The sequence below is a fragment of the Streptomyces sp. NPDC002886 genome, from assembly GCF_042888445.1.
Lineage (GTDB): Bacteria > Actinomycetota > Actinomycetes > Streptomycetales > Streptomycetaceae > Streptomyces.
In genome coordinates, this window is the sequence record NZ_JBIAPV010000019.1 from 1 (window position 1) to 13,827 (window position 13,827).

Sequence of the window (13,827 nt, forward strand, 5' to 3'; positions counted from 1 at the left end):
CGCGGCCGGCTACCCCTCAATTCCCCCCTTTTTCGCGGGGGCCCCGCCCCCCCCGCCCCCCCCGCGGGGCCCCGCCCCCCCGGGGGGGGCCCCCCCCCCCCGGGGGGGGGGGGGCCCCCCCCCACCGCCACACCACATCTGAACTGCGGTTCTATAGATCAACTACCAGCGGTACCACCGGCCGCTACTGCCCTTCGGACGGGCAACGAAACCGATCAGCCACAGGATGAGGACCGCGATCGCGACCCACCAAAGGATTTTGATCGCGAAACCCGCACCAGCGAGAACCAGAATCAGCAGAAGAACGAGAAGCAGGGGAACCATAGTTATCAACCTCCACAGAACCGAATGCCCCTGCGATTCCAGACCATGCACGACTTCTTACCCGTTTCTTATCGACCCAGGCGGGAAGCCGTGTACGCCGGCGCGATCGCCGAGATTTCCGGCCCCCGGGAGCATCCACGACACCGCCTCGGTCCCGGCCGGGGTTCGGCGAGCAGCTCGAACTCCGGCGACTCCCCGTCCGGCCCGAAGCCGTCGGCAACGGCCTCGCCGATCGCCTTCCGCAACCGCACCGACCGCAACCAGCACCGCACCAGGGCGCGTGGCCGGCGGAGTTGCTCCGATGGTGGACGGATGTGGAGTGTCATGTCTGAGAGGCGGACGACAGCGTGGCCGGATCGACTCCGGAGAGTTCGATGATCCGGTGGGCCGGCACACCCGCGGCGAGCGCTCGTCGCAACAGGGTGTCCCTGTTGTCCTCACCGTCGCGGAAAGTGAGCAGCTCCTCCTCGACGCACGCCACATGGTCCGTGGCCGCCGCACGGCGGAGCCGCTGAAGCTCCTCCTCGCTCAGCGGCACCGGGAGCCGCTCGGCGTCCTTGGGAATGAGTGCGCTCTGCTCCGGAGGCACCACGCGGACCGCCGGAGAGGCGGCGCTCAATCCCTGCGCCGCGAACCAGGCCTGGACCGCCGAGGTGTGCAGGCACTCGAGCTCTCCGACGAGAGCCAGCGGCGTTCCCTGCCAGCCTCCCGTGGTCATGACGAGGAAGAGGTAGGCGTCATCAGTCATCTTGGCATCTCCTGGCACAGCGTGGCACTGATCAATCGCCCACCGGATACCCCCTTGCTTCGGAGCCAAGCCGGGCAATCCCTGCAGAACAACAGTGCGGGTGACCGATACGAGTCCACCCGCGCCAAGCCCGGCGGGACTGTAAAGGCCTCGCCCCCACAGGCTCGGCCTACGCGTACGGCGGACGATCTGGGGCATCCGGTCTGCGTGGCGGCGAGGCGCTGAAGGGCAGCCGACGTACATGTGTCGGAGGCGGCGCGGTGAGGAAAGTCCCCGCACGCGTGGCGTACCCGCGGTCGGCAAGTGCTGCACCGAGAAGAAGGATTCATGGTGAACCCACCTCCCAGGCTTGACCCGCGCGGATGGATCGCCCGTGCCAAGCTGGGCCTCACCGGCCTGAGTGAGCGCCGGGCGCAACGTGACGCCCGGCAAGAAGCGGCATATGTCGAGGCGTGGGACGACGCCATCCAGATCGAGGAGCGGCGCTCCGACCGGGTCGCGCCCCGGGACGCGGCCGCGGCGGTGCCGTGGGGTGTGCGGGTGGCCGCCGAGGTGGGCTGGCGGTTGCTGGTGCTGGCCGCCACTCTCTGGGTACTGATGCGAGTCATCGGCGCGGTTCGGCTGGTCGTGCTGGCCTTCGCCGTCGCTCTGCTGATCACTGCCCTCCTGCAGCCGACCGTCGCGCGGCTGCAACGGCACGGGCTGCCGAGGTCGCTGGCCACCGCGCTGACCGCGATCTGCGGGTTCGCCGTACTGGGGCTGGCAGCATGGTTCGTCGTCTGGCAGGTGCTCGCCAATATCGGCAATCTCTCCGAGCGGGTCCAGGAGGGCATCGGCGAGCTGAAGCAATGGCTCATCAACAGCCCGCTGCACGTGACGGAAGGGCAGATCAACGACGTCGCCGACCGGCTGAGCAGCAGTATCGGGACGAGCGCGAGCGAGATCACCTCCACCGGTCTCCAGGGCGTGACGGTGCTGGTCGAGATCATCACCGGGCTGTTGCTCGCCATGTTCTCCACGCTCTTCCTGCTCTACGACGGCAGGCGCATCTGGGAGTGGACGCTCAAGCTGGTCCCGGCGGCGGCACGACCCAGCCTGGCGGGCGCCGGCCCACGCGCCTGGCGGACGCTCACCGCGTATGTCCGGGGCACTGTGATCGTCGCCCTGATCGACGCCGTCTTCATCGGCGTGGGCATCTACTTCCTCGACGTCCCGCTCGCCGTCCCCATCGCGGTCGTGATCTTCCTGGCCTCCTTCGTGCCTCTGGTCGGCGCCGTCGCCTCGGGCGCGCTGGCCGTCGTCGTCGCTCTCGTCACCCAGGGCGTCTTCACCGCGCTGATGGCCCTGGTGATCGTCCTGGTGGTCCAGCAGATCGAGGGACACGTACTGCAGCCATTCATCCTCGGCCGAGCCGTGCGGGTGCACCCGCTGGCCGTGGTCCTGGCCGTGGCCACCGGCGGCCTCGTCGCGGGAATCGGTGGAGCGGTCGTGGCGGTACCACTGGTCGCGGTGGGCAACACCGTGATCGTGTACCTCCGTGCGCGTACCGCAGCGGAGCCGACCGCCACCTTGCCCGAGTCCGTTACCGGTGTGGACGCCGTCGCTGTCGGCCCCTCCGACGGCGAAGCCGGTGGAGCGGCCGATGCCGGTACGGACGTGCCCGCCGAAGGCAGCGGAGAACCAGGCCGAGAGGCCCGGAGATGACCGCCTGGGCCAAGGCCGGTGGCCAGATCCAGGCCGACCAGCACGATGGCCCAGCGGGAAGGGCCCAGAGCCCGCCGGTGGCCGACGGGCGTGGGACGGTCTCAGGCCGCTTCCGCAGAGTTCGCCGAACCAGCCCCATGGCGGCGTCCCGCGTTGATGCGCTGGGCTTCCTCGAGCTGATCTTCGAGGCTCACGATCCGGCAGCGGCCTCGATCGGGGTTCCGCGGTCGACGAGTTCACGGGCGCGGGCGGCGATCCGCAGCTTGTAGAGCGAGTAACGACAATGAACGCGAGGGGATGCAGCGGGGTGATCAGGCGGGCGTCTCAGATGGCGCGGAGGAAGCCCTGAGTGGTGCCGAGAGGTCGCGCCACACAACCGTTTGGTACTCGGCGTTCCTTGTCCTGGGCACGACTGTTGCAGATCTGAAGTGAGCCGGTGTCCGCTTCTCGGGTAGCCAGGATCGTAGACGCGCCGCCGGGCCTGAGGGTGTGGACGATTGCGGGGCCTAGAGGAAGCGGCGTATGGGCTGCACAGCGAGCTCCCGGGCGCGCTGGAGGGTCGGGCGCCTCTTCCAACGGCCCTCTCGGATCAGCTCGCTCGCAGCAATGTCCTCATCGAAATGTCCGTCGAGGACGCCGGTGAAGTTCTCGTCGAGCACGGCGAGCATGACCTCCTCGTCGTGATCGAGGGAGCGCCGGTTGAAGTTGGTGGACCCGATCAGCGCGGCGACACGGTCGACGGTGATGACCTTGGCGTGCATCATCGTCGGCTGGTACTGGTAGATCTTCACGCCACAGGCGATGAGTTCGGTGTAGTGGTGCTGGCCCGCGAGCTGGCAGACCCGCTTGTCGGTGTGCGGGCCCGGGAGCAGGATCTCCACCTCGACCCCGCGCCGGGCAGTGGCACAGAGCAGCTCGATGAAATACGGGTCCGGTGAAAAGTAGGCGGTAGCCAGGCGGAAGCGCTCCTCGGCGGACTCCAGCATGACGCGCATCAGCGTCTGCATGTCCTGCCAGCCGAAGCTGGCCGAGCCGCGCACGACCTGGACGATCGCGTCGCCCTGCGGCCGGTGGTCGATGAACCGGTCCCGGTCGTCGAAGAGTTCGTCGTGGCACTCGGCCCAGTTCTGCGCGAACGCGGCGGCGACGCCGTCCACGGCGGGTCCGCGGACCTCGACGTGCGTGTCGCGCCACTCGTTCTCGTTACGTGCGTTGCCGCACCACTCCTCAGCGATCCCGACCCCGCCGGTGAACGCAGTCTCCTCATCCACGACGAGGACCTTGCGGTGGCAGCGGTGGTTCTGCTTGAGGGGTGAGAGGTACAGCGGCTTCCGGAACCACGCCACCACGACGCCGGCCCGCTCCATGTCGTCCAGCAGCTTCCTTTCGATCAGGCGGCTGCCGAAACCGTCCAGAAGCAGACGGACCCGCACACCGGCGCGGGCGCGCTCGGCGAGCGCCTGGGCGAAGTCGCGGGCTACGTCTCCCTTCCAGTACACGAACGTCATCATGTCCACCGTGTGCTGCGCACCGCGGATACCACGGAGCATCGCGGCGAAGATCTCGTCCCCGTTGCGCAGAGGGGTGAGCGCGTTGCCCTCGGTCGCCGCGATCCCTATCAGGCGCTCCAGGCGACGGCGTAGCCGCGCCACCTTCATCTCGGCCGACGGCATCCGGGGTGACTTGGAAGGGAGCGGGGCCGACTCGGTCGACGCCGGCGGCGTGCTGGTCAGCAGATCTCCTGCCGGAACGCGAGGGGGAATGGGCAGACGCTCTGCACCCGGTTCGGTACGGGCGAGCAGCGACTGGCTGTACCCGGACAGCGCCTCACAGGCTGCGGCCGCTGCTGCCTCCGCCGGCACTCAGGCCGACGCCGCCCAGCCCGCCAACCCGGCGCCAGTTCACTTGCACGGCATCTCCGTCCCGCCATAGCTCGGGCTCCGTGGCTTCGGTCGGAGCGGCCTGCAGTGGTGGAGCGGGAGCCGACCCCTCCGGGGATACCGCGCCCGGAAGGCCGGCCCCGGCTACGTTGTCGGGGCATGGTGTGTCTGCTCGACCAGGCGGCTCACCAGCGCGGAAACACGTCGCGACCGGGCAGAGCGCTCCATCTGCGGCGAGAGCACGTCCGGAAGTGTCAGAGCAGGCGGCCGGCTGGATGCCCACCGGGATCATCCGCCAGCCCTATGGTGACTTTCACTCGCTTGCCCACGGGCTCGCGGCGCACCTCGAAACTGCGGCACACCGCCATCGCGATCTCCAGGCCGTGCTGCCCGATCCGGCCCGCGTCAGCCGGGCTTGCCGCGGGCAGCTGCGCGGCGGTGTCCCACACGCTGATCTCCACGGCGCCGTCGCGGACCTCCAGGTCCACCAGGCACGGCCCGGGCGCGTATTTGTAGGCATTGGTCACCAACTCGCTGACCACAAGCTCCACCATGCTCATCGCACGGTCCGACACCGGAATCCCGTGCTCGGCCTGCACCGCGGTCATGAAACCGCGGGCGGCATGCCTGGCGCCGGCGATCGGTTCACTGCCGTCCAAGGCCATCGCCGACACGATCGGACGGTCGACCAGCAACTCGTCTTGGGGCACCACAGCAGCCATACGCCACCCTCGTCCGGAGCAAGCCACACGGCTGCTTCCAGCCGGATACCCCGAAACGGCAGCCATACACAAGATCGCAAAACGAAAATCTGACCGCCCGGGTGGCGCGGAACAGCAGTACGGCTCCCCCTCAGATGAGGGGGAGCCGTGGTCGGGGCATGTGCCCGATCGTTTCAGGCGTGGCTGTGGTGGCGCTTGTTACCGGTGACCAGCCGGTAGACGGCGAGGAGGATGACCGAGCCGATGATGGCGGCGATCCAGGTCGACAGGTCGAAGAAGCCGTCGATGGAGTCGACGCCGAAGATGACCTTGCCGAGGAATCCGCCGAGCAGACCGCCCGCGACGCCGATGAGCATGGTGATGATGATCCCGCCCGGGTCCTTGCCCGGCATCAGCGCCTTCGCGATGAAGCCCGCGAGCAGTCCGATCAGGATCCAGGCAATGATGCCCATGCGCTTCTCCTACCTCGATGTGTAAAGCCGGTGTCAGCACTCGTCTGCACCACGCCGAGGCTTCCAAACGTCCCGATCTTCTGATCATCTCGCTCCCGGCGGCAGCAGGGACTTTGCGGCGTCCCTGGGACGGGAGCCGTGCGCTGCCGCAGGTGTGGTGGGTTCAGATGGCGGTCAGGACGAGGACGGCTTGGTCATCGTCGATGGTGCGGCCGTTGGTGAAGGTGCGGACGGCGTGGACGAGGGTGTCGATGACGTCTTGTGCGGATGGCCGGGGCGGTGTGTTGTCCAGGGCGGTGGCCAGGCGTTCGTCGCCGAATTGTGCACCGCTGTCGCTGCGGGCTTCGGTGATGCCGTCGGTGTAGAGCAGCAGGCTCTCGTGCGGGTGGAGGTGGAGGTGGTGGACGCGCATCTCGGGGTCGGGGGTGATGCCGAGGAGGAGGCCGGGTGTCTCGATGGTGTGCACGGTGTTGTGGCTGTCGAGGTGGATGGGGTGGGTGTGGCCGGCGCGCACCAGGTCGATGTCGAGGCCGTGGTCGGTGGGGGTGAGTTGGCCGTAGACGAGGGTGACGAAGCCGGTGCCGTGGCTGGCGGGGCGTTTGATGAGGGCGCTGTTGATGGCCTGGACGACGGTGTCGGGGCCGGGCAGTAGGCGGGCGACGGCGCGGGCGGTGTGGCGGACCAGGGCGGTGGTGGTGGCGGCTTTGGCGCCGCGGCCGCAGACGTCGCCGAGGAGGAACGCCCAGCGGCCGTCGTCGAGGGGGAAGACGTCGTAGAAGTCGCCGCCGATGTTGAGGCCTTCGCCGGCGGGGTGGTAGTAGGTGGCGACGTCGGTGCCGGGCACGGCGGGCAGGTCGGGCAGCAGGAGTCCGGCTTGCAGGTCGCGGGCCAGGGCGGCGCGGTGGGAGTACTGGCGGGCGTTGCGGACGGCGGAGGAGGCACGCCGGGCGAGTTCCTCGGCGAGGGCCACGGTGTGACCGTCGAAGGAGTTCGTGCCGGTGGACAGCAGTGTCATGGCTCCGAAGGCGGTGCCGCGGTCCATCAGGGGGACACACAGGTAGCCGGTGACGTCCAGGTCCTGCCAGGGGCCGGGACCTGTGGGGGTACGGCGGGCCACCTCGCTGATGCCGGAGGCCAGGACCCGGGCGACCGCGTCATCGACGGTGTCGTAGACGGGGGTGTGGGAGGCCAGGAGATCGTGCTGACGCTGGTCGGGGGCGGCGGCCGCGACGCGGCGCACCCGCCCGCCCTCGATGGTGTCCACCGTGCACAGCGGGGCGAGCCGGGGGATGCAGGCGTCGGCGAGGCGGGACAGGGCCTGGGCTACGTCCAGGTCGCTGGACAGGGCGGTACTGGCGTCCAAGAGGAAGGCGAGGTCGGCGCGGGCTGCCTTCTCCCGGTCTTCGGCGGCCTGGCGGGCCTGTTCGGCGTGCGCGCGTTCGATGGCGAGCGCGGCGGTGTCGGCGAAGACCCGGGCCAAGGCCAGGTCGGCTGCCTGCGGGGCGCGCGGAGTGCGGTGGTACATCGCGAAGGTACCGAGCAGCGAGCCGTCGCGGGCCAGGATCGGGGTGGACCAGCACGCGGCGAGGCCGGCCTTGTCCGCCAGGTCCCGGAAGTCGTCCCAGAACGGGTCGGTGGCGATGTCCGAGACGCTGACCCGCTGGCGGCGGTGGGCGGCGGTGCCGCAGGAGCCGACGCCTTCCCCGGTGGCAATGCCGTCGATGGCCTGGTTGTAGAAGTCGGGCAGGCTGGGGGCCGCGCCGTGGCGAAGGTGGCGGCCGTCCGCGTCGGCCAGGAGAACGGAGACCAGCACCTCCTCCGGAGCCAGTTCCTCGATGGCGCGGGCCATTCCCTCCAGGACGTCGGGCAGGGGGGCCTGGCGGGCGATCTGCTCGAGCAGAACGCGGTGCTCGGCGGTCAGCCGGGCGGCGTGCCTGACCTGGGTGGTCTCGACCCCGGTCACCTGGACACCCATGGCGTTGCCGCCGGCGTCCAGACGGGGCTCGCAGGTGAAGTCGAAGAACGCTTCGCCGCTTTCGGCGCCCTGGCCGGGCAGGAGCCGGGTGTTGCGCGAGCTGAACGCTCTGCCGGTGCGGTACGCCCGGTCCAGGAGGCCGATGAATCCCTGCTCGACGAGGTGGGGCATCAGCTGCCCCAGCGGCACCCCGGCGCCGGTGGGCTCGATGCCTGCGAGCGCGGCGAAGAACTCGGCGTTCGCCGTCTCCAGCATGTGCGCGGGACCTGCTAGGGAGGCGAAGACGGCTCTCGACTCCCCGAACAGCAGCCTCAGGTCATCCTCCGGCTCGGGCGGTGCCGGCCGGGGTCCGGCCTCGGGGTGTTGTCCGGGTACAGCCGTCATGTGCGCAGTCCTTCATCCGGCTGTATTGGAGCGGTGGCGGCGTCTGCCGCCAGAGCCTGGGGCGTGTCGGCGTACACGGTGAAGAGGTGGTTCAGGCCGGTGATCGCGAACAACCGGGCGGTGGCGGCCGGCACCGATGCCAGCCGCAAGACCCGGCCGTCCGCGGACAGCCGCTGGTAGAGCTGCACCAGCGCGCCGATCCCGGAGGAGTCGCAGAACGTCAGAGCCGAGCAGTCGACCACGACCGGCCCTTCCTGGCGGCCGCCCGCCAGCTCTTTCTCGGCTGCGTCTCGCAGCTGCACCACGCTGTCGAAGTCGAGGTCCCCACGCAGCGCAAACACCACAGCCCGGGCGTCATGCCTTACATCGACCGAGAACATCCCCAGCATCCTCCGCGTGGCGCGCCTGCAACAGGTCCTCATGGTAGAGACCACCAGAGCGGAGCTGCCGTCACGGGGTGACAGGGCAAGAGAGGAACACAGGTTCGCTGCCCCTGGAGCACCCGGCAATCCGCGGATCATCCAGTGGGGCACAGGACCGCGCAGCGCGTGCCCAGGATCCGCCGCCGGAGAAGAACCGGCGGCACATCCCGTCCTGATCCACCCCGGTCGAACCGGTTGGGTATACCACTCTCGGTGATTCGCCATAGCCATCGGCGATCAGGCCGCGGTCATCGGGCTCACCCGCTCGACGGGACGGCGCTGTTCGGCGTTGATGCGCTGGGCCTCTTCGAGCTGGTCCTCGAGGATGACGATCCGGCAGGCTGCCTCGATCGGGGTGCCCTGGTCGACGAGTTCGCGGGCGCGGGCGGCGATGCGCAGCTGGTAGCGGGAGTAGCGGCGGTGGCCGCCGTCCGAGCGCAGCGGGGTGATGAGGCGGGCGTCTCCGATGGCACGGAGGAAGCCCTGGGTAGTACCGAGCATCTCGGCGGCCCGGCCCATCGTGTAGGCGGGGAAGTCGTCATCGTCGAGACGGCCGAAGGAGTCGTCTGCAGTCATCGCACCTCTTTCGGAACGTGGAGGGGCCCTGGTGCCTATGGCACCAGGGCCCCGAAGGAACTGCTACACCATCTGCCGGCCCTGGAACTGCGCCGGCCTACTTGTTTCCGCGTGCCTGGCCCGACTGCTGCCCGAGGCGCGGGGATCGCGGTTGCTTGACCGGAGACCACCTCATATCTCGATGTCCTGCGGTACCCGGGCTCAGACTTCCGCCCGGGCGATCCTGATGGCGCCCAATCCCTCCGTTCATCCCTCGGATGATCAACTGCTTACTGCTGGTACTGCTCCACTCGGTACTCCTGGTACTGCTGGTGGCCTGTCCGAGCGCCACGCTCCGGCAGCCAGCCCCGTCGCCCATCCTGCAACCGCTCTGGCTTAGAACCCCACTGCCGAACCTCCCGGTGCGCGCGCCCGCAGCCGACGCCTTCACCGAGGTACCGCTCACTTACTTCACTGCTGGGTACTGCGAACCGCATTCACCTACGGGTACTGCACCACCACTGCGTTAACTGCGGTATTGCCTGCGGCGGCCCCTGATCAGTGCGGGCCACCCGGTCCGGTCGCCAGCCCCGTCGCCGCCATACAACCAACCTGGCTTCGGAACTCCACCACCGCACCGTCCTGCGCACTGCAACTACGGGTACTGCTGCCTGGCAGTTCGTCCCTGCCAGGCCCTTCTTGACTGGGTCACGAGAGAAACCATAACCACGCCACAGCGCAATGTCTACTCTGGCCGCCATAGATTTTCGCGTGCGCATCTCTTAGGTAATCGGATGCGATCGGGTTGACCGCTGCGGGGAGGGGCACAACGGCCGGGCAGGCAGGGCTGATACCGACAACAGAACCCTGAGCCCGCGATGACCACGCTGCACGCCGAGCGCACAGCCCTTCGCCCCCTGTCTGCCGCGGCCGAGGCGCGCCAGGCCGCCCGCACGCTCCTCGCAGCCCTCGGGCGGCCGGCCATCGGCCGGGAGCGGGCCGACACGGTCATCCTGAGCGTCTCCGAGCTCGTGACGAACACCCTGCGCCTCGCCGCCCACCCCGGAGCCGTCGAGGTCGCCGTGGCGGATCACAGCCCGCGGCTGCCGCGGGCGCAGACTCCCGACCTCGTCGATGGGACGGGTGGATTCGGCTGGCACATGGTCAACGACCTCGCCCACCACGTCACCGTCACGCCCGGGCCCCACGGCGGCAAGACCATCCACGCCTTCCTCCCCCGGTAAGGCCATCGGAACCAGTGGAGCAGGCAGAGCGATCATGATCATTTCGCGGTGATCCGGCAGCGCAAGCGATCTGCTCGCGTTGTGGGACTTCACCCGGCGTGGGGCGGGCCCGGAGAGATGGACATGCCGGTGGCCGGGTCCCCCGACCTATCGGGGGACCCGGCCACCGGCATGCAGCGCTTGGGGCTGCATTGGTGTCGCGGTGCTGCTACCAGCGGTACCAGCGGCCGCTGCCGTTCTTGGGACGGGCGACGAAGCCGACCAGCCACAGGACCAGAACGGCGATAGCGACCCACCAAAGAATCTTCACCGCGAAGCCCGCGCTGAAGAGGATCACTACCAGCAGAAGAACGAGAAGCAGGGGAACCATAGTTATCAACCTCCAAGGCACCGCGTGCCCGACCCCGTCCCAACCATGCATTCGATCTTATTTGTTTCTTATCCGTGCAGGTGGGCATGTGGGCGCGCCTGTTTACGCGTGATCGGGCGTCGGGGGGCAGCCGGCGTGCGGGGCCGCCTCGGGCCGCGTGCCGCACCCTCTGGACGCCGGTCGGCGTCCACTTGGCCTCTGTGAGTCTTGCGTCGTCCTGCGGACAACCTTCCGCCCCCATCGCCCCCGCGCCCATGCTTCCTCCGCAGCCGGGAGCGTAGTGAGTGCCATCACCCCGTCCGCGGAACCACACACCACCAGATAGGCCCAGAACGGCTCTACCAAGCCTTGCCGGGCCTCAGACCACTCGGCTGCCGCCGTCGTCCGCCGGATCGCCCCACTCCTCAACCGGCGGACCTGTGTACGAGGATGTGCGCCATGATCGGAGACAGAGAAGAGATGGTGGTCAGCGAGACCGCGCCCGACGGCACGACCGTCGTCCGCGTGTGCGGAGACCTCGACGACGACTCCAGCCCCGACTTCGCCCGAGCGCTGCTCGCGGCCGCGGGCAGCGGCTGCTCGCGCACGGTGGTCGACCTGTCGCAGGTCCAGTTCGCGGACTCAGCGGCCCTCCACGCCCTCCTAAACGCCCAGCAGGCCCACACCGCCGCCGGAGCCGTTCTGGTCCTCGTCGGCCCGGTGCAGACCGCGGTCCGCCGCCTGTTCGAGGTCACCAACACCCGGGCCGCCTTCTACTGGGCGGACAGCGTCCGGCAGGGGATGACATGCTGATCACCGCACCCCCACCCGGTTCGAATCCCATCTCCCAGGGCAGGCGATAACGCATGCATCCGCCCGCGACCGCCGACGGCAACCCCAGCCCCGAGAACAGCCATCCCGTGGCGCGGGCGATCGGCACCGCGGCAGCCGCCCGCCGGCGGGTGGCCGAGCTGCTCCGGGCCGCACGTGTCAGCACCGACAGCACCGCTGGCGCCGACGCCCTGTTGGTCACCTCAGAGCTCGTCACCAACGCGATCCGCCACGGCGGCGGCATCACCGCCTTCGACGCCGCCCTCGACGGGGACACCCTGCGCTTGGCCGTCAGCGACGCCAGCCCCCAGCACCCCGCGGCCCACTCCCCCGGCTGCGGGCAGCCCGGAGGATTCGGCTGGCCCCTCGTACGGCGCCTGACCGAACACATCGACATCACCACCCTGCCCGATGGCGGAAAGACGATCATCGCCGTTCAGCGACTCATGGCAACCCAGGCGTAAACGGGTCCGCGAACCCGAGCCGATCCGGCTGCTTCCGCTTCCCCCTGTGGGAGTCAGGGCGTGTCCCTGATCGCCGCCGACCGGGTCCTCAACCATCCACCCGGATGCCCCCTGCTGCTCACTAGCCGATACCCGGGGCGCAGTGTGGGGATCAGTCAGTGTGATCGCACGCCGCGCACGGGCTGTGCCGGTACCCCTTCGATCCCCCGGGCATGCTCGGCGGCCTGCGGGCACTGATCTGCGGGCTGGGTCGCGCGCGGGCCGGCGTCGGCGCGGGCCGGCGGGCACGCCAAGGCCTGAGGAGCGACGGGTCCGAATAGCAAGTCGCGTGTTCCGGTCGAGGTGAGCAGCTGCAGGAGCTGGGGGCGGGCGCCGTGGACCTGGACCGGGCCGCGGTCGCGGGCACGCATCAGCACGGTCAGGCCCGAGCAGTCGCAGAAGTCGACGCCCGCCATGTCCAGGAGCAGAGCGCGGCCGGGGCCGTGCCGTGCGGCATCGACGGCGGCCTGGAGCTGAGGGGCGGTATCGAGGTCGATCTCCCCACTGACGGTCAGCAGCGTGCTGCCGGGGAGAGCATGGGCGCGGATCCGCAAGATTGGTTCTGTCAACGTGTCACCTCCGCGCCCGAGGACAAGGCGAGATACTCGCGGATCTTGCCCCTCACCATCGGCCGAGCATCGCCCAGGGTGAACGGCAGCCCGGGGAACGCCTCGATGAGTTCGGGCGCGGACAGCGGCGGCCCGATCGGCACCGCGACCCTGCCCTGCTCGTTCTCCTCCCAGGCGTCGTCCAGCACAGCGCGCACGCGGCGCACCTGCCCGTTGACGACGTAGACCATGGCGCGCAGCAGGGAGCGTTTGTCCTGGGCGATGATGAACCACATCCTGTCGGCGTCCCGCTGGGCCGGGCTGTTCTCGTCACCCAGCTCGCCGTAGACGCGGCCATCGGGGCCCACTTTGTCGGTGTTGTCGCCCCGGTAGAGGATCAGGGCCAGGTCGGTGGCGCGCTCCCGGGCCCGGACCGTCTTGGGATCCAGCCGCAGCAGGGATGCGGCTTCCTTCACCCCGCCAGAGGCCAGCACCAGCGCGCGCATGACCGAGGCGTGCCGCAGGCCCAGCTCGTACTGCTGTTTCTCAATGTCGTGCAGCTCGTCGACAAGCTTCCACATACGGTCCCTCGAAATGGTCTGGATACAGTTCCTCTCCATTGCGGACTGTCCTCCTCCGCACCATCCCAGTCAATGACGTGGAAATGTCGGGATGCCATTGAGGCCGGACTCCGACGGGAACGGCCGCAGGCTCGCCGGTCGGCAAACCAATGACGGGGCCCGACGGCGGCACGGATCCAAAGGGCCGCGGTAGCACGCCGCGCCACGGCCCTGGTGATCCCGAGCAAGCCTTTCGCGATCGGCCCGTTTGCGAGGGCTGCCAGCGGTCATACGAGGTTTCGCAAGTCGTTTCCACCAAGAGGGAGTGATCAGCTGTGTCTGGTGAGCAGAAGGCCGAGGCGAAGGTCGAGCAGGCCAAGGGCAAGCTCAAGGAGACCGCCGGCCGCCTGACGGGCAACGAGCGACTGACCGCTGAGGGCCGCGCGGAGCAGGCCACGGGTGACGCCCGGCAGGCCAAGGAGAAGGTCAAGGACGTCTTCAAGCACTGATCGTCATGGGTTGGGGCCGGAACCGCACGGGCCGGTCACCGCCCAACCCCAGGGGACCGGCCCGTGATCCCGGGCAGCCCGGCGGCCGGGGGCCGCGGCGTTGCGCCCCGGCCCAGA

Annotated in this window: 16 protein-coding genes and 1 pseudogene; 5 read left to right on the forward strand and 12 right to left on the reverse strand. The window is 69.2% G+C overall.

Features of this window, described 5'->3' with window-relative positions:
• Nucleotides 1-162 precede the first annotated feature (162 nt).
• Entirely contained in the window at nt 163-324 is a 162-nt protein-coding gene (locus ACFYYB_RS40985; protein ID WP_389443630.1) for a hydrophobic protein, read from the reverse strand.
• A gap of 322 nt (nt 325-646) precedes the next feature.
• The gene (locus ACFYYB_RS40990) at nt 647-1,072 is read right to left on the reverse strand and encodes a DUF6003 family protein (protein WP_389443632.1); all 426 of its coding nucleotides are present in this window, start codon (nt 1,070-1,072) and stop codon (nt 647-649) included.
• A gap of 327 nt (nt 1,073-1,399) precedes the next feature.
• On the opposite strand from ACFYYB_RS40990, the gene ACFYYB_RS40995 reads away from it, so the two are divergent.
• On the forward strand, nt 1,400-2,776 hold the full coding sequence (locus ACFYYB_RS40995) for an AI-2E family transporter (protein ID WP_389443634.1): 1,377 nt from the start codon (nt 1,400-1,402) through the stop codon (nt 2,774-2,776).
• Between the two features lie 101 nt (nt 2,777-2,877).
• On the opposite strand, the pseudogene ACFYYB_RS41000 reads toward ACFYYB_RS40995, so the two are convergent.
• The 7 genes and pseudogenes from ACFYYB_RS41000 to ACFYYB_RS41030 all read right to left on the reverse strand — a co-directional run bounded on the left by ACFYYB_RS41000 (nt 2,878) and on the right by ACFYYB_RS41030 (nt 9,187).
• A pseudogene (locus tag ACFYYB_RS41000) lies at nt 2,878-3,199 on the reverse strand (MerR family transcriptional regulator).
• Nucleotides 3,200-3,282: 83 nt separating this feature from the next.
• Nucleotides 3,283-4,449: a phosphatidylserine/phosphatidylglycerophosphate/cardiolipin synthase family protein gene (locus ACFYYB_RS41005; protein WP_389443636.1), complete on the reverse strand. Its 1,167-nt coding sequence runs from the start codon at nt 4,447-4,449 to the stop codon at nt 3,283-3,285.
• 461 nt (nt 4,450-4,910) lie between these two features.
• A complete protein-coding gene (locus tag ACFYYB_RS41010; protein WP_389443638.1) occupies nt 4,911-5,378 on the reverse strand; it encodes an ATP-binding protein in 468 nt (155 codons plus the stop codon).
• Nucleotides 5,379-5,551: 173 nt separating this feature from the next.
• Entirely contained in the window at nt 5,552-5,830 is a 279-nt protein-coding gene (locus ACFYYB_RS41015; protein WP_389443640.1) for a GlsB/YeaQ/YmgE family stress response membrane protein, read from the reverse strand.
• Between the two features lie 163 nt (nt 5,831-5,993).
• Nucleotides 5,994-8,189 carry a SpoIIE family protein phosphatase gene (locus ACFYYB_RS41020; RefSeq protein ID WP_389443642.1) on the reverse strand — a complete coding sequence of 732 codons (2,196 nt, stop codon included), beginning with the start codon at nt 8,187-8,189 and terminating at the stop codon, nt 5,994-5,996.
• A complete protein-coding gene (locus ACFYYB_RS41025) occupies nt 8,186-8,569 on the reverse strand; it encodes an STAS domain-containing protein (RefSeq protein ID WP_389443644.1) in 384 nt (127 codons plus the stop codon). Before ACFYYB_RS41025 ends, ACFYYB_RS41020 begins: the two co-directional genes overlap by 4 nt.
• A gap of 279 nt (nt 8,570-8,848) precedes the next feature.
• Nucleotides 8,849-9,187: a MerR family transcriptional regulator gene (locus ACFYYB_RS41030; protein WP_389443646.1), complete on the reverse strand. Its 339-nt coding sequence runs from the start codon at nt 9,185-9,187 to the stop codon at nt 8,849-8,851.
• Nucleotides 9,188-10,044: 857 nt separating this feature from the next.
• Between ACFYYB_RS41030 and ACFYYB_RS41035 the strand changes: the two genes are divergently transcribed.
• Nucleotides 10,045-10,410 carry an ATP-binding protein gene (locus ACFYYB_RS41035; protein WP_389443648.1) on the forward strand — a complete coding sequence of 122 codons (366 nt, stop codon included), beginning with the start codon at nt 10,045-10,047 and terminating at the stop codon, nt 10,408-10,410.
• Between the two features lie 208 nt (nt 10,411-10,618).
• Here the strand turns inward: ACFYYB_RS41035 and ACFYYB_RS41040 are convergent, their stop codons facing one another.
• A complete protein-coding gene (locus ACFYYB_RS41040) occupies nt 10,619-10,780 on the reverse strand; it encodes a hydrophobic protein (RefSeq protein WP_389443650.1) in 162 nt (53 codons plus the stop codon).
• A gap of 438 nt (nt 10,781-11,218) precedes the next feature.
• Here ACFYYB_RS41040 and ACFYYB_RS41045 point away from each other — a divergent pair, with 438 nt between their 5' ends.
• Nucleotides 11,219-11,572 (forward strand): STAS domain-containing protein, encoded by a 354-nt coding sequence (locus ACFYYB_RS41045; RefSeq protein ID WP_389443652.1) that lies wholly within the window; start codon nt 11,219-11,221, stop codon nt 11,570-11,572.
• A 53-nt stretch (nt 11,573-11,625) separates the two neighbouring features.
• Complete coding sequence (locus ACFYYB_RS41050; RefSeq protein WP_389443654.1) at nt 11,626-12,054, forward strand: ATP-binding protein; 429 nt, start codon at nt 11,626-11,628, stop codon at nt 12,052-12,054.
• 155 nt (nt 12,055-12,209) lie between these two features.
• Here ACFYYB_RS41050 and ACFYYB_RS41055 read toward each other — a convergent pair whose 3' ends face one another.
• The gene (locus ACFYYB_RS41055) at nt 12,210-12,662 is read right to left on the reverse strand and encodes an STAS domain-containing protein (protein WP_389443656.1); all 453 of its coding nucleotides are present in this window, start codon (nt 12,660-12,662) and stop codon (nt 12,210-12,212) included.
• The gene (locus ACFYYB_RS41060; RefSeq protein WP_389443658.1) at nt 12,659-13,222 is read right to left on the reverse strand and encodes a hypothetical protein; all 564 of its coding nucleotides are present in this window, start codon (nt 13,220-13,222) and stop codon (nt 12,659-12,661) included. The genes ACFYYB_RS41055 and ACFYYB_RS41060 overlap by 4 nt, the downstream gene beginning before the upstream one ends.
• A 314-nt stretch (nt 13,223-13,536) precedes the next feature.
• On the opposite strand from ACFYYB_RS41060, the gene ACFYYB_RS41065 reads away from it, so the two are divergent.
• On the forward strand, nt 13,537-13,710 hold the full coding sequence (locus ACFYYB_RS41065) for a CsbD family protein (protein WP_202203328.1): 174 nt from the start codon (nt 13,537-13,539) through the stop codon (nt 13,708-13,710).
• Nucleotides 13,711-13,827: the final 117 nt, after the last annotated feature.